Raw genomic sequence first — 15,742 nt, forward strand, 5'->3', positions numbered from 1 at the left:
ATGAGGCACGACGCACTGTTCGAGCGAGTAAGTGCGCGTCTCAAGGCTCAGGTCGGTCCGGATGTCTTTGCGAGCTGGTTTGGGCGTCTGAAGCTCCATTCCGTATCCAAGAGCGTCGTGCGCCTCTCGGTGCCGACCACGTTCCTGAAGTCCTGGATCAACAATCGTTATCTCGATCTCATCACGTCGCTCTTCCAGCAGGAAGACGGCGAGATTCTGAAGGTCGAAATCCTGGTGCGCACCGCGACCCGTGGCGCCCGGCCGACGACACAGGAAGACGTGTTGCCGCAGGCGACCGAAGCGGCTCCAACCGCACCGGCGCGCCGTCCGGCAGCAGCCCAGCCGGTCGCAACCGTTGCCGCAGCGGCGATTGCGAGCGTACAGAGGCCTGTCCAGGCGCCGCTTTTCGGCTCGCCGCTCGACCAGCGCTATAATTTCGAAAGCTTCGTCGAGGGTTCCTCGAACCGCGTGGCGCTTGCCGCTGCCCGGACGATCGCGGAAGCCGGCGCCGGTGCCGTGCGGTTCAACCCGCTTTTCATCCATTCGAGCGTCGGTCTCGGCAAGACGCACCTGCTGCAGGCCATCGCCATCCAGGCGCTGCAGAGCGCGCGTGCACCGCGTGTCGTTTATCTGACGGCCGAATATTTCATGTGGCGTTTCGCCACCGCCATTCGCGACAACGATGCGCTGTCGCTCAAGGAGTCGCTGCGCAACATCGATCTGCTGATCATCGACGACATGCAGTTCCTGCAGGGTAAGTCGATCCAGCACGAGTTCTGCCATCTCTTGAACATGCTGCTCGACTCCGCCAAGCAGGTCGTCGTCGCCGCCGACCGCGCTCCGTGGGAACTGGAATCGCTCGACAGCCGCGTTCGCTCGCGTCTCCAGGGCGGTGTCGCCATCGAAATGGACGGCCCTGACTACGACATGCGCCTCGAAATGCTGAAGCGTCGGCTGGATGTCGCCCGCCAGGACGATGGATCGCTCGACATTCCCGGCGATATCCTGAGCCATGTCGCCCGCAATGTGACGGCGAGCGGTCGCGAGCTGGAAGGTGCGTTCAACCAGCTCCTGTTCCGTCGTTCCTTCGAACCGCAGCTTTCGATCGAGCGTGTCGATGAACTGCTCGGGCACCTCGTCAATGCCGGCGAACCGCGCCGCGTGCGGATCGAGGACATCCAGCGCGTCGTCGCCAAGCATTATAACGTCTCGCGCCAGGAGCTCGTCTCCAACCGTCGCACCCGCGTCATCGTCAAGCCGCGCCAGATCGCCATGTATCTGTCGAAGACGCTGACGCCGCGCTCCTTCCCGGAGATCGGCCGTCGCTTCGGCGGACGTGACCACACGACGGTGCTGCATGCCGTGCGCAAGATCGAAGAGCTGATTTCGGGCGATACCAAGCTCAGCCACGAGATCGAGCTTCTGAAGCGTCTGATCAACGAATAGTCGCGGCTGACTGTTTCAAAGAAAAGGCCCGGTTTTCCGGGCCTTTTTCGTTTTGGACTAACGCACCGCCTTCAACGTCGGTCGCTGAGGCGGCCTGATTGGCTGGTCCTCGGCGACCTGCGATGCGCGGGCCTCCGCGATGATCCAGCTGCGAAAGGCGACGACTGGCGGTCGGTCGAGAGCGGCCGGCGGATAAACGAGGTGATAGGCAAGGCCGGTCATCACTCCCTCCGGGAAGGGGGCAACCAGCAGGCCTTCCGCAAGCTCCCGCGCCACGAGCGACAGGCGCACCAGAGCGACCCCGTCGCCGGCCTTGGCCGCCTCGATGGCGCCGTTGCTGTTGACGAAGACCGGCCCGCGCCCGGGATCCACCCCTTCGGCCCCTGCCGCATCCAGCCACAGCCGCCAGTCCTGGCGGTGCACGTCGTGCAACAGCGCATGGCGGGCGAGGTCGCTAGGCGTGTCGAGCGGCAATTTGGCCCGAAGCGCCGGATGGATGACCGGAACCGGGTCGTCGTCGATCAGCCGTTCGCTGACCAGGCCGTCATACCGGCCGAGCCCATGCCGGATGGCGACGTCGACGCCGTCACTATTAAAATCCGTCAGCCGGTTCGTGGTGCTGATGCGGACGTCTATGCCAGGCACCTGCTGCTCGAAAGCGCCGATGCGCGGCACCAGCCATTGCGCGGCGAAGGTCGGCGTGCAGCTCACCGTCAGCACCGGCGCACGTTTGCGCGCCGTCAGCTCCTCGGTCGCCTCCCGCATCATGCGGAAGGCGCGTCGGAGCGTTGCGAAATAGAGGCTGCCGTCTTCCGTCAGAACCAGTTGCCTGGGCCGTCGTTCGAAGAGCGTCACACCCAGCGTCTGCTCCAGCTCCCTTACCTGCAGGCTGACGGCGCCCGGCGTGACGTTGAGTTCGTGCGCGGCCTTGGTGACGCTTGAATGACGCGCCGTCGCCTCGAAGGCGCGAAGCGATGCAAGGGAGGGAAGGGATGTGGTCATGGTTTAGCCAAATTCAATCATGTGGCGAGAAATGATCGTTTGTCCGATGGGTAATATGCTGAGAATAATGGCATAAATTCACAACGGTCAACACCGTTTCGATTTAGTCAGATAAACAAATGAGGGTTTTCGCGATGGTGCAACCGGTTCAGGCCAAGGTCATGGGAGCGCGGGAATGGGGCATGTTGATCATGCTCTCTCTCCTCTGGGGCGGCTCCTTCTTCTTCATCGGTATCGCCGTCAAGGCGCTGCCGCCGTTTACGATCGTGGCGCTGAGGGTCAGCCTCGCGGCGGTGGCACTGCTCGTTTTCCTGCGCCTTGCGGGACTGTCGATGCCGCGGGACCCGCGTGTGTGGCTGGCGTTCTTCGGCATGGGGCTGCTCAACAATCTCATCCCCTTTTCGCTCATCGTCTGGGGGCAGACGCATATCGCCAGCGGCCTCGCCTCGATCCTCAATGCCACCACGCCGCTTTTCGGCGTGATCGTCGCGCATTTGCTGACCGATGACGAGAAGCTGACCGTCAACCGCTTCGCCGGCGTGGTCGTCGGTTTCCTGGGCGTTGCCATGATGATCGGTCCGGCGGCACTCGGCGGGCTCGGCTCAAACCTTGTTGCCCAGCTTGCCGTTCTCGGTGCGGCGCTCTCCTATTCGCTCGCCGGTGTCTTTGCCCGCCGCTTCAAGCGCATGGGCGTGGCACCGATCGTGACGGCCACCGGCCAGGTCTCTGCTGCCAGCATCATGCTGGTGCCGCTGTCGCTGCTCGTCGATCATCCCTGGACGCTTACGATGCCCGGCCTCGACGTCTGGGCCGCGATCGTCGGCATTGCTCTGGTCTCCACGGCGCTCGCTTATGTCCTGTTCTTCCGCATCCTGGAAACGGCTGGAGTCACCAACCTGATGCTCGTCACCTTCCTGATCCCGGTCAGCGCCATCCTGCTTGGCGCGATGTTCCTGGGCGAAACGCTGGAACCCAAGCATTTCCTCGGCATGACCTTGATCGCAGCCGGTCTGGCAGCAATCGACGGGCGACTTCTTCGCCTCTTTTCTCGGCCGGCCGCCGACCCCAAGTTAGAGTGCCGCGAGAACGTCTGAGCGTTCCCTTCTTACACGCATTGCGGGCCGGTGGGCGAAAGCACCACCGGCTCTGTTTTTTTCAGCTGGGTTGTCGGCTATTCCTTGCCGCCACCGTCTTTGTTTCAGGAGCAGGAGTTCCGATGCTTTACGCCGTGTTTTGCTACAACAACGAAAATGTCACCAGTGAGTGGAGCAAGGAGCAGGATGAAAAGGTCATGCGCGACTTGGCGGCCGTACAGAGCAAATATGCTGAAGCCGGAAAACTTGGGCCGGTGGCGCGCCTGATGCCAACGACAACGGCGACGACGCTTCGGCATACTCACAGCGAGACGATTGTCATCGATGGTCCTTTCGCCGAAACCAAGGAGCAGTTGCTCGGCTTCTATGTCGTCGACTGCGCGTCTATGGACGAAGCACTCGAATTTGCTCGTGATCTGAGTTCTGCCAACCCGGCGGCCGGCTCTTACGAAATCCGACCCCTTGCCATCTACAAACCCAGTGAGCTTGCTTCATGACAGACACAGCCTGGATAGACCTCGCACTCGTTTCAGCCCGGCCGCAGGCAGTGGGCGCATTGCTGCGCTATTTCCGCAATCTCGATACGGCCGAGGAAGCGTTTCAGGAGGCCTGCATCCGGGCTTTGAAGACCTGGCCGAAAAGCGGCCCGCCGCGCGATCCTGCGGCGTGGCTGATCTTCGTCGGGCGCAACAGCGGCATCGACAAGGTTCGCCGTCAGTCCCGCGAAACGGCGCTGCCACCGGAGGAAATGCTCTCCGATCTCGAGGATCAGGAGAGCAATCTCGCCGACCGGCTGGATGGCTCGCAATATCGCGACGACATTCTTCGGCTGCTGTTCGTCTGCAGCAATCCGGCTTTGCCGGCAACCCAACAGATCGCCCTGGCTTTGCGCATCGTCTCGGGCCTTTCGGTCAAGCAGATTGCCCGCGCCTTTCTCGTCAGCGAAGCGGCGATGGAACAGCGCATCACCCGCGCCAAGTCCCGCGTCGCGGCGGCCGGCCTTGCTTTCGAAACGCCCGATGTTGCCGATCGTGCCGACCGGCTCGCCGCCGTCGCAACGATGATCTATCTCGTCTTCAACGAAGGCTATTCGGCGATGAACGGCCCGGAAAGCGTCTCGGCCGATCTCTGCGAGGAGGCGATCCGGCTCGGGCGTCTGCTGCTGGAGCTTTTTCCCGCGGAACCGGAGATCATGGGGCTGACGGCGCTGATGATGATACAGCATTCCCGCGCGCGCGCCCGTTTCGATGCCGATGGCGCCGTCATCCTGCTCGAAGACCAGGATCGCGGATTGTGGAACCGGCCGCTGATCAACGAGGCGCTGGCGCTGATCGACAGGGCGATGCGCCATCGCCAGCCCGGCGCCTATCAGATCCAGGCCGCGATCGCTGCCCTGCATGCGCGGGCGGAACGCCCTGAAGACACCGACTGGGCGCAGATCGATCTGCTGTACCAAGCGCTGGAACGGCTGCAGCCCTCGCCGGTGATTACCCTCAACCGGGCCGTTGCCGTCTCGAAGCGTGACGGTCCGGAGGCGGCACTCGCCATGATCGAGCCGCTGGCCGGCAAACTGTCTGGCTACTTCTATTTCCACGGCCTCAGCGGCCACCTCCTGAAGCAGCTCGGCAAGGTCCGCGAGGCACGCGTCGCTTTTGATCATGCCATCGCGCTTGCGACCAACGCCGCCGAATGCGCCTATATCCGCATGCAACTCGACAAGCTCGACGAGGAGCCGGGCGTCGAAGACGCCGTCGTCAAAAAAAGATGAAAAAGCCACGAGGCGGCTGTCGGGGCGGGCCGCCTTGCTTCGTCCTTGGACTGAAAACGAGATCCAAGGAGAAATCCCAGTGAATACCAGCCTTGCTATTTCCGCCCCGACTGCCAAGTCCGTCATCCTCGGCCGCGTCCTCAGTGGTGTGCTCGTCGCCTTCCTGGTCTTCGATGCCGTCATCAAGCTCGTGCCGCTTCAGGTCGTTACCGAAACCATGGTGGCGCTTGGTTACTCCGCAGATCAGAACCTGGCGCGGCTGCTCGGGGTGCTCACACTGCTCTGCACCGTGCTTTACGTGATCCCGCGGACCTCGATCCTCGGCGCCATTCTGCTGACCGGTTATCTCGGCGGCGCGATGGCGACGCATCTTCGGGCCGGCAGCCCACTCTTTTCCCACTTGCTCTTTGGCTTCTATCTCGGCGTCATCGCCTGGGGCGGCCTGTGGCTCAGGGACTCGCGGCTGCGCAGCCTGATCCCGTTCAAGAACTGACAACTGCCTTCCAATCGAACGGATGAAAGTCGACCATGACCAAGACTGTCGAAAATTACATTGCCGGCCTCTCTGGTACGCCGGCCGAGGTGGCAAAACGTCTGCACGCAGCGCTCATTGCCGCAGGCGGGCTCACCGATATCGTGAAGTGGGGCCACCCCATCTACGAGGCCGGCGGCGCAGTCTGCCTCCTGAAGGGAGCAAAGGATCACGTGACCTTCGGCTTCTGGCGTGGGGCGGAGATGCTCGATCTCGATCCGCGCCTGGAAAAGGGCGGCGGCAAGGGTGACATGGCCTATATCCGCCTGCGCGCCACGTACGACGTCGACGACGCCCATGTGGCCCGCTTGGTCGCAAAGGGCATTGAACTCAACCGGCTGAAAGGCGATCCGATGAAGTAGCGGTTCGCGAAACAAACTTGCAGCGCGGCCGGTAAAACAGAGCGCCTTTATCGGCTGCGATGCAATATCTCTTCACGGGAACAGGCATTCACGCCAGATCCCGCGAGGCAAACATGATCCTCTACTATCAGACCCACTCCCCTTTCGCCCGCAAGGCGCTCGTCTTCGCCCACGAGGCCGGTCTCGCCGAACGGCTCAGGGTCATCCACCACGAGACCAGCCCGACGCGGCGCAACGACGAAGTCTATGCCGAAAATCCGCTCGGCAAGGTTCCGGTGCTGTTGCGCGAGGGGCAGGAGCCGATCTTCGACAGCGACGTCATCTGCGCCTATCTCGACACGCTGCATGGCGGACGCAAGCTGATCCCGGAAAGCGGCGAACCGCGCTGGCGGGCGCTGCGCATGCAGTCGGTGGCGCAGGTCCTCGCTCAGACCGGGATCGGTTTGCGCTGGGAATGGGAGAGGCGCCCGGAACACCTGCGTTATCCGGAACTCGCCAAGGGGTATGAAGAGAAGATCGAGGAGACCTACGATTGGCTGGAGCGCACGCTGGAGCCCGAGGCGGCCGTTGATATCGGCCAGATCGCGCTGGCGACGGCGCTCTCCTGGATGGCATTTCGCAACCTGCCATCGTTCCGTAACCGCCCGACGCTGACACGCTGGTTTGACGTGTTCGAGGAGCGCGCCTCGATGCGGGCGACGCCGCTCTCCGGTGAAACGTTCGATTGAGTCTGTAGCCGGCGAAGACCGCCCGCTGCCTCAGGGGCAAGCGAGGTCGGCCACCACGGCGTCGAGGATCAACATGCCGGCCGGCGTGCAGCGCAGGCGCGAATTGCCGAGCCGCTCGATGAAGCCGTTGTCGATCAGGAACTGTTCGCGCTCCGGGTCCGGATCGCGGCCGGAAAGGGTCTGCCAGCGGGCAAGATCGACGCCTTCCTTGAGGCGCAGGCCCATCAGCAGCAGTTCATCCGACTGCGCTTCGAGGTCGAGCGCCTCGCGCTCGACCATGCCGTGGCCGTAGGTCTCGACGAGGCGCAGCCATTCCTCGGGCTTGCGTTCGGTGGCCGTGGCGATCTTGCCGCTGCCGATGCCGAGGCGGCCGTGGGCGCCGGGGCCAATACCCGCATAGTCGCCATAGCGCCAGTAGGTCAGGTTGTGCCGGCTTTCAGCACCCGGACGGGCGTGGTTGGAGACCTCGTAGGCCGGCATGCCGATCGATGCCGTGATCTCCTGCGTTGCCTCGTAGAGCACGGCCGATTGTTCGCCGTCCGGAACGATGAGCTTTCCGGCCTTGTGCAGGCCGTAGAAGGGCGTGCCCTCTTCGATCGTCAACTGGTAGAGCGATAGGTGGTCGACCGCATAGGAGACTGCTTCCTTTAGCTCGCGCTCCCACTCCTCGACCGTCTGGTTCGGGCGGGCGTAGATCAGGTCGAAGGACATGCGCGGGAAGATCTCGCGCGCCAGCCGGATCGCCTTCAGCGCGTCCTCGACATTGTGCAGCCGCCCCAGAAATTTGAGGTCGCGGTCGTTCAACGCCTGGACGCCGAGCGAGACGCGGTTGACGCCAGCAGCACGATAACCGTGGAAGCGCGTCGCCTCGACACTCGAAGGGTTGGCTTCCATGGTGATCTCGATGCCGTCGGGCACGTGCCAATGGCGAGCGATACCCTGGAGGATCGCGTCCACCGTCGAAGGCTCCATCAGCGACGGCGTGCCGCCGCCCATGAAGATGCTGGTGACGGTGCGCGGACCTGAGAGCTCGCGGACTTCTTCCATCTCCTTCAGGAAGGCGGCAACGAAACGCGGCTGGTCCACCGGCTGGTGGCGCACATGGCTGTTGAAGTCGCAATAGGGGCATTTGGCCGCGCAGAACGGCCAGTGTACATAGACCCCGAAACCGGGGTCTATGCCGTCACCAATCGCCGATAGCGTGGCCGTCTGCATCGTTGCGTCTCTCATGGTCACTTTCAGTAGGGATCGGGATGCGGGCGGAAAACCGCACGCACTTTTCCTCATCCCGCTCAGATCAGGCTCCGAGGCAGGTCTCGGCAAAAATCTTGAAGGCGCGGGCGCGGTGCGACAGGGCCTGCGCATCGCCCGGCTTCCAGCCGTGTTTCTCGTCGGCGCTCATTTCGCCGAAGGTGGTCTCGTAGCCCTTCGGCTGGAAGACCGGATCGTAGCCAAAACCCTGGCTGCCGCGCGGCGGCCAGACCACGAAGCCTTCGACCTCGCCACGGAAGAGCTCGACATGGCCGTCCGGCCAGGCAAGGCAGAGCACCGAGACGAAGCGGGCGGCGCGCTCGGAGGGCGTCGTTGCGCCCTTTTCCTGCAGTGCGTTTTCGACCTTCTCCATCGCCATGGCGAAATCACGGCTGCCGTCCTCGCGCTCGGCCCAGTTGGCGGTATAGACGCCGGGCGCGCCGTCGAGTGCGTCGATTGAAAGACCGGAATCGTCCGAAAGCGCCGGCAGACCCGAGGCCTTGGCGGAGGCGAGCGCCTTGATGGTGGCGTTCTCCTCGAAGGTGGTGCCGGTTTCGTCGGGCTCGATGAAATTGAGGTCCGCCGCCGACTTCGCCTCGAAGCCGAGCGGGCCGATGAGATCGCGGATTTCGCGGATCTTGCCGGCATTGTGGCTGGCGACGATCAGCGTCTTGTTGTCGAGTTTGCGCATGGTATCTCGTTTCATATTCATTCGATGGACCAGAGGCCCGGCTCCGCACATTCAAGGCTGTTGCCGGCCGGATCGCGGAAGTAGAAGGATCGCGCCCCGTTCGGCCAGCGAAGATCGCTTTCGATCTTGATACCGGCCGCTACCAGTTTCGCTTTCCAGGCGTCGAGCCCCTCGGCGCGCACGCGAAAGCACATGTGTCCCCGGCCGGTCGTGCCATGCGGTGGCACCGGCAGGGTGGCGTCCGGCGCTGGCGGTTTCACCGTCTCGGCCGGATTGAAGATCAAAAGCACGCCTTGGCCGCAGCGGAAGAACACGTGCCGGTTTCCAGCGCGGGTGATCTTCTCAAGGCCGAGAACGCCGCCGTAGAAGGCCTCGGCGGCATCGAGATCGGTCGCGTAGAGCGCAGTCTCGAGTATGCCTTCCAGTGCCGGGGCCATCGTCGTTTCTCTCGTCAGCCGGCGATCGCCTGCTTCTGCAGCGCGACCAGTTCGGCAATGCCCGATTTGGCAAGGCCCATCAGGCTTGCGAATTCCTCTTCCGAGAACGGCTTGCCCTCGGCCGTGCCCTGGATCTCAACGATGCCGCCCGAGCCGGTCATGACGAAGTTGGCATCGGTCTCGGCCGCGGAATCTTCGAGGTAATCGAGGTCGATCACGGACTGGTTGGCGAAGATGCCGCAGGAGATCGCCGCCACGTGATCCTTCAGGACCTTCTCGACCTTGACCATGTTGCGCGCTTCCATCCACTTCAGGCAGTCGTAGAGCGCGACCCAGGCGCCGGTGATCGAGGCCGTGCGCGTGCCGCCATCGGCCTGGATGACATCGCAGTCGATCGAGATCTGGCGCTCGCCGAGCGCCGGAAGGTCGACGACGGCGCGCAGCGACCGGCCGATCAGCCGCTGGATTTCCTGGGTGCGACCGCTCTGCTTGCCATTGGCCGCCTCGCGCTTCATGCGCTCGCCGGTGGCGCGCGGCAGCATGCCGTATTCCGCCGTCACCCAACCTTTGCCGCCGTTGCGCAACCAGGCCGGAACCTTTTCCTCAAGGCTGGCGGTGCACAGCACGTGCGTGTCGCCGAACCGCACCAGACAGGAGCCTTCCGCATGCTTGGAAAAATTGCGCTCGAAGGAAACCTTGCGCATTTGGTCGGTTTTTCTGCCGGATGGCCGCATCGTCAACTCCTATCGTATCTGGTGAGCCTTCTAGAGCATGGCGCAGGCAAAGGGAACCGGTGGATAGCCGGGGGACCAGTCGATTTTTCCCTTTTGCCATCGGGCGGCAGGATCATTATATTCCGGGCACGGCAGGATGTGCCTGCGAGTGTGGAGTGACATGGTACTGCGCAATCCCGGAGCAAAGGAAATCGCAGCCGCGCTGGATGAGCGCTCGGGCGAAATTTTCCGTCGCATCGTGGAAACCTATCTGACGAGCGGCGAGCCGCTCGGCTCGCGCAATCTGTCACGGCTCCTGCCGATGTCGCTCTCTCCCGCTTCCGTTCGCAATGTGATGAGCGATCTCGAAGATCTCGGTCTCATCTACTCGCCGCATGTCAGCGCTGGCCGTCTGCCCACCCAGACGGGGCTGCGCTTCTTCGTCGATGCCTTCATGCAGGTCGGCAATCTCTCGGTCGAGGACCGGGCGTCGATCGACCGTCAGGTTCGGCGCGATGATCATATGCAGCCGGTCGATGCGCTGCTGACCGAAGCCAGCCAGATGCTGTCAGGCATGTCACGCGGGGCCGGCCTCGTCATCACCGCCAAGGCCGATCCCGTACTGAAGCATGTCGAGTTCATTCGCCTGGCGCCGACCAAGGCGCTGGCCGTTCTCGTCGGCGAGCACGACCAGGTGGAAAACCGCATCATCGAACTACCCGCCGGGGTTACCAGCTCGCAGCTCACTGAAGCCGCGAATTTCCTTAACGCCCATCTTGCCGGCCAGACGATCGGCGAGGTGCGCACCCAGCTTGAAACGGTGAAGCAGACGGTGCGCGGCGAACTCGACGCGCTGTCGCAAGACCTCGTCGAGCGCGGTCTCGCCATCTGGTCGGGCAATGAAGGCGACGAGAAGCCGGCGCGGTTGATCGTGCGCGGGCGGGCCAATCTGCTCGAAGGGCTGGAGGGGGCCGAAGATATCGATCGGCTGCGCATGCTCTTCGACGACCTCGAAAAGAAGGACAGCCTGATCGAGCTGCTCGATCTTGCCGAGAGCGGTCCGGGCGTCCGGATCTTCATCGGCTCGGAAAACAAGCTCTTCTCGCTCTCCGGCTCCTCGCTGATCGTCGCGCCCTATCGCGATGGCGAGGATCGCATCGTCGGCGCGGTCGGCGTCATCGGGCCGACGCGGCTCAACTACTCCCGCATCGTGCCGATGGTCGATTATACCGCGCAGCTGATGTCGAGGCTTTCCCGCTAAAGGCGGGCTTTTAGTCGCTGCATGTCTCCTTAAATCGACCTCGATCAAGGACAAAGACATGCAGCAAATCAAAGTGTTACAGCAACCTTTGCGCGTCTGATCAGTCGCGCGGCGCTGTAGGAGCGCGATTGAACCCTTGATTTTTCGGCCCCAAACCTCGATATCGGCTTCAAATCCAGTCACAGGGCATTTTTGCTGACACGCAGGCTCGCGCTTGCGGCGTGGAAATGCGAAGGACGATAGAGACGACACTGCGGAGAACGTCATGACCGACGATACGAACAAGCACGGACCCGAGGCCACCGACGAGGTATTCGATGCCGCGCCCGATGCGGCCGACGCCGCTGAAGCTGCGCCGGTTGCCGAGCCCGATCCGTTGGAGCTCGCCAGGGCGGAGAGCGCCGAGCTGCGTGACAAGTACCTTCGACTTGCCGCCGAGATGGACAACCTGCGCCGCCGCACCGAACGCGACGTGAAGGATGCGAAGTCCTATTCCGTCGCCGGCTTCGCCCGCGACATGCTCGCCGTTTCGGATAACCTGCGCCGCGCCCTCGATGCCATTCCGGCAGAGGCCAGGGAAGCAGGCGAGGCTGGCCTCACCGCCCTGATCGAGGGCGTGGAAATGACCGAGCGCTCGATGCTTTCAGCGCTTGAGCGCCACGGCGTCAAGAAGCTTGAGCCGGAAGGCCAGAAGTTCGACCCGAACTTCCATCAGGCAATGTTCGAGATTCCCAATGCGGACGTGCCGAACAACACGGTGTTGCAGGTCGTTCAAGCCGGCTACGTGATCGGTGACCGTGTTCTGCGTCCGGCCATGGTCGGCGTCTCCAAGGGCGGACCGAAGGTCGTGGCCGGCGAAAACGGTGACGCACCGACTGCCTGATCCAACTGATCAGAGTTTAAAGAAACGCCGCGCGAAGTTCGCGCGGCGTTTTTGTTTTGAGCGGCGTCAGCCGCAAACGCTATCCGAAAAGCTGGTGCAGGTGATCGTTGAGGAAGCGGCCCTCCGGATCGACCTTGGCCCTCAGCGCCCGGAAATCGCCTGCACGGGGATAGAGCGCCGTCACATCCTCGGCGCCGAGGAAATGCAGCTTGCCCCAATGCGGCCGTGAGCCGTACTGCCGCAGGATCGTATCGACATCCCTCAGGTAGTCCCAATAATCGGTTCCCGGCTCGCCCGAGACAGAGAGCGTGATCGAGTCCTGCTCGAAGAAGGGGCTGATCCAGCCGGTGTCTCCGGCGGTGAAACGGTACTCGATCGGATAGATGCAGGTCGGGTGCTTTTCCAGCATCAGCTTGCGCACCGCCTTCACCGCATCCTTGCCGTGGGCGACGGGCACCGCATATTCGAGTTCGTGGAAATTCGGCACGTATTCGATCGGATAGATCTCGGAGGAGTATGCGATCTTCTCGAAGCGGCGCTCCGTCGGTGCTTCCTCGGTGATGTCGATCACCTTCATTTCGCAGACGTCGGAGGTGCTGTCTGTGGTCGAGACCGATGCGGTGTCCGGCAGGCAATAGCAATGCCGGCTCTCGGGCACTGGGCACCAGAAAAATCCGAAGTGGCGGTGTTTGGCGGCCAGTTCGTCGTGCTGTTCGATCATTTCGTCGAAGGTGCAGCGCCAGAGCCTTTCATGCAGATTGTAGCTGTCCATCGCCTGCAGCGTGATCTCCGAGATCACACCAAGCATGCCGACCGATACCCGCGCCGCCTCGAGCAGATCCGGTGTCGTCTCGTCGACAACGAGAATGCTGCCATCCGGCTGCACCAGGCGCATGCCGACGATCTGCGAGGCCATGTTGCCGAGCTTGGCGCCGGTCCCGTGCGTCCCGGTCGTCAGCGCGCCGGCCAGCGCCTGACTGTCGATGTCGCCCTGATTGATCAGCGACAGGCCGTTGGATTTCAGCACCTTGCCGAGCTGATTGATGGTGGTGCCCGCCTTCACCGCGACGCGCTTGCGCGCGTAGTCGATGCCGACGACGCCCTGCATGCTGGAGAGCGTCAACTGCAGCCCGCTGGTCAGCGCCACCGGCGTGAAAGAATGGCCGGAGCCGGCGCAGCGCACGTTCAGCCCTTGCGACGTCGCCTCGCGCACCATTTCGGCAAGGGCTGCCTCGCTCTCCGGCGCGCCGCGATGACGCACGATGCATGATTGGTTTCCGACCCAGTTGCGCCAGTGGCCACCTGCCTGAAGCATTTTCCCCTCCCTCAAACCGCAGTGAAGCAATTGTCGACGAACAGATGCGTGCCGTTGATGAAGCTCGCTTCGTCGCTCGAAAGAAACAGCGCCGCGTTCGCCACCTCTTTCGGGTCGCACATGCGGCCCTGCTGCGCGGCGATGGCCGCCTCCGAAACGTCGACCCCGTATTTACTGAGGCCGACGAGCTCGCGCTTGCCATGATCGGTGGCGATGAAGCCGGGGCAGACGGCGTTGCAGCGGATGCCGCGGTCGCGGAACTCGACGGCGATGGCGCGGGCGAACATGTGGCAGGCGCCCTTGGTCGTGTCGTAGAGTACCTCCATCGGCGTTGCCGCCACGGCCGAGATCGACGAGGTGCAGACGATGCTGCCGCCGCCGGCGGAAAGCATGCCGGGCAGAACCGCCTTGGTCATCAGAAACATGCTGCGCACGTTGACTGCCATCAGCCGGTCCCATTCGTCTTCCTCGACCTCAAGAAAGGGGCCGACGGCAAGAATGCCGGCGTGGTTGAAGAGCACCGTGATGGCGCCGAACGCCGCCTCCACCGCCTTGACCGCGGATGTCACCTCTGCGGATACCGAGACGTCGGCAGGGGCAAAAATCGCCTCGCCGCCATTGGCGCGGATCGATGCCGCGACCTCTTCGCCCTTGCTGCGCGGCAGGTCGACGATACCGACCTTGGCGCCTTCGCGCGCGAAAAGCTCCGACGCCGCCAGGCCGCAGCCTCCCGCGCCACCGCTGATCAGCGCCACCTTGCCTGAAAGCCTGCCTGCCATTGCGCCCTCCTCATCGGCGTTCGCCGCAGTGTTCGCCAAGGGCGACCCGTTTCGCGACGACCTGTTGCTCTCCCGGGGGGAATTATTGTTGACGAAGCAGGGGCTGTCGATATCCCATGGGGGATACGAGGAGCGGGGGGATGAAACCGGAATGCTGGCAAGGGAGTCCGCTGATATTTCGGCGATGATCGGTCTGATCGGCACGCAGGATTTCGGCCAGGCGCTCGACCGGATGCTGCGGTCGGTCACCAGTTTCGACCTCTCCGTCGCCTTTGCCTATCCGTACGATGCCAGGCCGATCGTGCTGCATGACGGCTACACGGCAAAGGTATCGGCGAGCGCGCTTTCCGCCTATCTCGGCGGCGCCTATCTGCTCGATCCCTTCTACGTCGCCTGCTCTGCCGGCCAGCCGGCCGGCCTCTGGCGCATGCGAGAACTCGCGCCGGACCGATTCTTCCAGTCCGACTTCTCGTCGTCCGCCGAGGTTCATCCCTGCGTGTCGATGGAATCGGGTGTACTGGTGGAGGAGGTCGGCTTCGTCATTCCGCTCGACGGTGGGCTGCAGGCGACCTACTCGCTCATGCGCGGCCGCGGCGGCCAGCCTTTCAGCGAGGCCGAACTCGAGCGACTGCGCGTCTATGAGCCGATCGTGCGCGAGGCGGTCCGCTCGAACTGGCGCCAGCAGGGCCGGAGCTTTTCGCCGCCGCCCTCCGAAGAGGGCGACAATGTAATGGAGGTGGCGTTCGACAGCCTTTGTTCAGACCGGCTGACGAAGCAGCAGCGCAACATCGTGCGGCTGATCCTTCGGGGACACAGCAACCTTTCGATCGGCAAGGTGATGAACATTGCCGAGGGAACGGTCCGGATCCATCGCAAGAACATCTATCGCCGGCTCGGCATTTCGAGCCAGGGCGCTTTGTTCCGGATTTTCATAGATCATTTGAACGGTCGTCAGCTTTACTGACGCAGGCACTGCGCGTCCGGCGGACGCGCGCCGTTGCTATTTTCAGGCGGCGTGCGAGGTCGCGTCGTCGTCGAGCAGCGTGTAGATCGCGCTGGCGGAATCGCTCGAGCGGATCTTGGCGACCATGTCCTGATCACGCAGGACGCGGGCAATGCGCGACAGGGCCTTGAGGTGATCGGCGCCGGCACCTTCCGGGGCGAGCAGCAGGAAGACGAGGTCGACCGGCTGGTCGTCGAGCGCTTCGAAATCGACAGATGTTTCCAGTCGCGCGAAGATGCCGATGATCGAGGGAAGATTGTTGAGCTTGCCGTGCGGGATGGCGATGCCATTGCCGACACCGGTGGAGCCAAGACGCTCCCGCTGCAGGATCACGTCGAAGATTTCACGCTCGGGAAGCCCGGTGATCTTTGATGCTTTTGCCGCCAATTCCTGGAGGAGCTGCTTTTTCGAGTTGGCCCTCATGGCCGGGATGATCGCATTTTGATGCAGTAGACCTGCCAATGCCATTCTTTTGTC

General features: G+C 63.1%; 18 protein-coding genes. 10 read left to right on the forward strand and 8 right to left on the reverse strand.

Annotation, left to right across the window (positions count from 1 at the left end; translation table 11 throughout):
• Window positions 1-1,446, forward strand: a complete 1,446-nt coding sequence (gene dnaA / locus ACN9MO_RS00005; RefSeq protein WP_057248246.1) for a chromosomal replication initiator protein DnaA — start codon at window positions 1-3, stop codon at window positions 1,444-1,446.
• 57 nt (window positions 1,447-1,503) lie between these two features.
• On the opposite strand, the gene gcvA is transcribed toward dnaA, so the two are convergent.
• Window positions 1,504-2,448 (reverse strand): transcriptional regulator GcvA, encoded by a 945-nt coding sequence (gcvA, locus tag ACN9MO_RS00010; protein ID WP_113132026.1) that lies wholly within the window; start codon window positions 2,446-2,448, stop codon window positions 1,504-1,506.
• 161 nt (window positions 2,449-2,609) lie between these two features.
• Between gcvA and ACN9MO_RS00015 the strand changes: the two genes are divergently transcribed.
• The 6 genes from ACN9MO_RS00015 to ACN9MO_RS00040 all read left to right on the forward strand — a co-directional run bounded on the left by ACN9MO_RS00015 (window position 2,610) and on the right by ACN9MO_RS00040 (window position 6,932).
• Window positions 2,610-3,542, forward strand: a complete 933-nt coding sequence (locus ACN9MO_RS00015) for a DMT family transporter (RefSeq protein WP_058323711.1) — start codon at window positions 2,610-2,612, stop codon at window positions 3,540-3,542.
• Between the two features lie 122 nt (window positions 3,543-3,664).
• Window positions 3,665-4,039: a YciI family protein gene (locus ACN9MO_RS00020; RefSeq protein WP_058323676.1), complete on the forward strand. Its 375-nt coding sequence runs from the start codon at window positions 3,665-3,667 to the stop codon at window positions 4,037-4,039.
• Window positions 4,036-5,310 (forward strand): RNA polymerase sigma factor, encoded by a 1,275-nt coding sequence (locus ACN9MO_RS00025; RefSeq protein WP_113132027.1) that lies wholly within the window; start codon window positions 4,036-4,038, stop codon window positions 5,308-5,310. Before ACN9MO_RS00020 ends, ACN9MO_RS00025 begins: the two co-directional genes overlap by 4 nt.
• Window positions 5,311-5,389: 79 nt before the next feature.
• On the forward strand, window positions 5,390-5,803 hold the full coding sequence (locus tag ACN9MO_RS00030) for a DoxX family protein (protein WP_245296245.1): 414 nt from the start codon (window positions 5,390-5,392) through the stop codon (window positions 5,801-5,803).
• A 35-nt stretch (window positions 5,804-5,838) separates the two neighbouring features.
• Window positions 5,839-6,204: a DUF1801 domain-containing protein gene (locus ACN9MO_RS00035; RefSeq protein WP_113132028.1), complete on the forward strand. Its 366-nt coding sequence runs from the start codon at window positions 5,839-5,841 to the stop codon at window positions 6,202-6,204.
• A 113-nt stretch (window positions 6,205-6,317) separates the two neighbouring features.
• The gene (locus ACN9MO_RS00040; protein ID WP_113132029.1) at window positions 6,318-6,932 is read left to right on the forward strand and encodes a glutathione S-transferase family protein; all 615 of its coding nucleotides are present in this window, start codon (window positions 6,318-6,320) and stop codon (window positions 6,930-6,932) included.
• Between the two features lie 30 nt (window positions 6,933-6,962).
• Here ACN9MO_RS00040 and hemW read toward each other — a convergent pair whose 3' ends face one another.
• The 4 genes from hemW to rph all read right to left on the reverse strand — a co-directional run bounded on the left by hemW (window position 6,963) and on the right by rph (window position 10,045).
• Window positions 6,963-8,147 (reverse strand): radical SAM family heme chaperone HemW, encoded by a 1,185-nt coding sequence (gene hemW, locus ACN9MO_RS00045; protein WP_113132030.1) that lies wholly within the window; start codon window positions 8,145-8,147, stop codon window positions 6,963-6,965.
• An 82-nt stretch (window positions 8,148-8,229) separates the two neighbouring features.
• Complete coding sequence (gene rdgB / locus ACN9MO_RS00050) at window positions 8,230-8,874, reverse strand: RdgB/HAM1 family non-canonical purine NTP pyrophosphatase (RefSeq protein ID WP_057247983.1); 645 nt, start codon at window positions 8,872-8,874, stop codon at window positions 8,230-8,232.
• 17 nt (window positions 8,875-8,891) lie between these two features.
• A complete protein-coding gene (locus tag ACN9MO_RS00055) occupies window positions 8,892-9,311 on the reverse strand; it encodes a VOC family protein (protein WP_113132031.1) in 420 nt (139 codons plus the stop codon).
• A 14-nt stretch (window positions 9,312-9,325) separates the two neighbouring features.
• The gene (rph, locus tag ACN9MO_RS00060) at window positions 9,326-10,045 is read right to left on the reverse strand and encodes a ribonuclease PH (RefSeq protein ID WP_113132032.1); all 720 of its coding nucleotides are present in this window, start codon (window positions 10,043-10,045) and stop codon (window positions 9,326-9,328) included.
• 160 nt (window positions 10,046-10,205) lie between these two features.
• On the opposite strand from rph, the gene hrcA reads away from it, so the two are divergent.
• Window positions 10,206-11,285: a heat-inducible transcriptional repressor HrcA gene (gene hrcA / locus ACN9MO_RS00065; protein WP_057247986.1), complete on the forward strand. Its 1,080-nt coding sequence runs from the start codon at window positions 10,206-10,208 to the stop codon at window positions 11,283-11,285.
• Window positions 11,286-11,550: 265 nt separating this feature from the next.
• Entirely contained in the window at window positions 11,551-12,168 is a 618-nt protein-coding gene (grpE, locus tag ACN9MO_RS00070; RefSeq protein WP_057247987.1) for a nucleotide exchange factor GrpE, read from the forward strand.
• Between the two features lie 79 nt (window positions 12,169-12,247).
• On the opposite strand, the gene ACN9MO_RS00075 is transcribed toward grpE, so the two are convergent.
• Together ACN9MO_RS00075 and ACN9MO_RS00080 are read right to left on the reverse strand one after the other, a co-directional pair.
• Window positions 12,248-13,483: a D-arabinono-1,4-lactone oxidase gene (locus ACN9MO_RS00075; RefSeq protein WP_113132033.1), complete on the reverse strand. Its 1,236-nt coding sequence runs from the start codon at window positions 13,481-13,483 to the stop codon at window positions 12,248-12,250.
• Window positions 13,484-13,494: 11 nt separating this feature from the next.
• A complete protein-coding gene (locus ACN9MO_RS00080; protein WP_065372446.1) occupies window positions 13,495-14,262 on the reverse strand; it encodes an SDR family NAD(P)-dependent oxidoreductase in 768 nt (255 codons plus the stop codon).
• A 151-nt stretch (window positions 14,263-14,413) separates the two neighbouring features.
• On the opposite strand from ACN9MO_RS00080, the gene ACN9MO_RS00085 reads away from it, so the two are divergent.
• On the forward strand, window positions 14,414-15,226 hold the full coding sequence (locus ACN9MO_RS00085; RefSeq protein WP_113132034.1) for a LuxR family transcriptional regulator: 813 nt from the start codon (window positions 14,414-14,416) through the stop codon (window positions 15,224-15,226).
• Window positions 15,227-15,268: 42 nt separating this feature from the next.
• On the opposite strand, the gene ptsN is transcribed toward ACN9MO_RS00085, so the two are convergent.
• Entirely contained in the window at window positions 15,269-15,733 is a 465-nt protein-coding gene (ptsN, locus tag ACN9MO_RS00090) for a PTS IIA-like nitrogen regulatory protein PtsN (RefSeq protein WP_057247991.1), read from the reverse strand.
• Between the last annotated feature and the right edge of the window lie 9 nt (window positions 15,734-15,742).

This window comes from Ensifer sp. R-19, assembly GCF_049905105.1.
Lineage (GTDB): Bacteria > Pseudomonadota > Alphaproteobacteria > Rhizobiales > Rhizobiaceae > Ensifer.

What these genes read in the sequence shown, in the direction of transcription:
- dnaA (WP_057248246.1), top strand. Translation starts at nt 1, where the DNA reads ATGAGGCACGACGCACTGTTCGAGCGAGTAAGTGCGCGTCTCAAGGCT.
- gcvA (WP_113132026.1), bottom strand. Translation starts at nt 2,448, where the DNA reads ATGACCACATCCCTTCCCTCCCTTGCATCGCTTCGCGCCTTCGAGGCG.
- ACN9MO_RS00015 (WP_058323711.1), top strand. Translation starts at nt 2,610, where the DNA reads ATGGGAGCGCGGGAATGGGGCATGTTGATCATGCTCTCTCTCCTCTGG.
- ACN9MO_RS00020 (WP_058323676.1), top strand. Translation starts at nt 3,665, where the DNA reads ATGCTTTACGCCGTGTTTTGCTACAACAACGAAAATGTCACCAGTGAG.
- ACN9MO_RS00025 (WP_113132027.1), top strand. Translation starts at nt 4,036, where the DNA reads ATGACAGACACAGCCTGGATAGACCTCGCACTCGTTTCAGCCCGGCCG.
- ACN9MO_RS00035 (WP_113132028.1), top strand. Translation starts at nt 5,839, where the DNA reads ATGACCAAGACTGTCGAAAATTACATTGCCGGCCTCTCTGGTACGCCG.
- ACN9MO_RS00040 (WP_113132029.1), top strand. Translation starts at nt 6,318, where the DNA reads ATGATCCTCTACTATCAGACCCACTCCCCTTTCGCCCGCAAGGCGCTC.
- hemW (WP_113132030.1), bottom strand. Translation starts at nt 8,147, where the DNA reads ATGCAGACGGCCACGCTATCGGCGATTGGTGACGGCATAGACCCCGGT.
- rdgB (WP_057247983.1), bottom strand. Translation starts at nt 8,874, where the DNA reads ATGCGCAAACTCGACAACAAGACGCTGATCGTCGCCAGCCACAATGCC.
- ACN9MO_RS00055 (WP_113132031.1), bottom strand. Translation starts at nt 9,311, where the DNA reads ATGGCCCCGGCACTGGAAGGCATACTCGAGACTGCGCTCTACGCGACC.
- rph (WP_113132032.1), bottom strand. Translation starts at nt 10,045, where the DNA reads ATGCGGCCATCCGGCAGAAAAACCGACCAAATGCGCAAGGTTTCCTTC.
- hrcA (WP_057247986.1), top strand. Translation starts at nt 10,206, where the DNA reads ATGGTACTGCGCAATCCCGGAGCAAAGGAAATCGCAGCCGCGCTGGAT.
- grpE (WP_057247987.1), top strand. Translation starts at nt 11,551, where the DNA reads ATGACCGACGATACGAACAAGCACGGACCCGAGGCCACCGACGAGGTA.
- ACN9MO_RS00075 (WP_113132033.1), bottom strand. Translation starts at nt 13,483, where the DNA reads ATGCTTCAGGCAGGTGGCCACTGGCGCAACTGGGTCGGAAACCAATCA.
- ACN9MO_RS00080 (WP_065372446.1), bottom strand. Translation starts at nt 14,262, where the DNA reads ATGGCAGGCAGGCTTTCAGGCAAGGTGGCGCTGATCAGCGGTGGCGCG.
- ACN9MO_RS00085 (WP_113132034.1), top strand. Translation starts at nt 14,414, where the DNA reads ATGCTGGCAAGGGAGTCCGCTGATATTTCGGCGATGATCGGTCTGATC.
- ptsN (WP_057247991.1), bottom strand. Translation starts at nt 15,733, where the DNA reads ATGGCATTGGCAGGTCTACTGCATCAAAATGCGATCATCCCGGCCATG.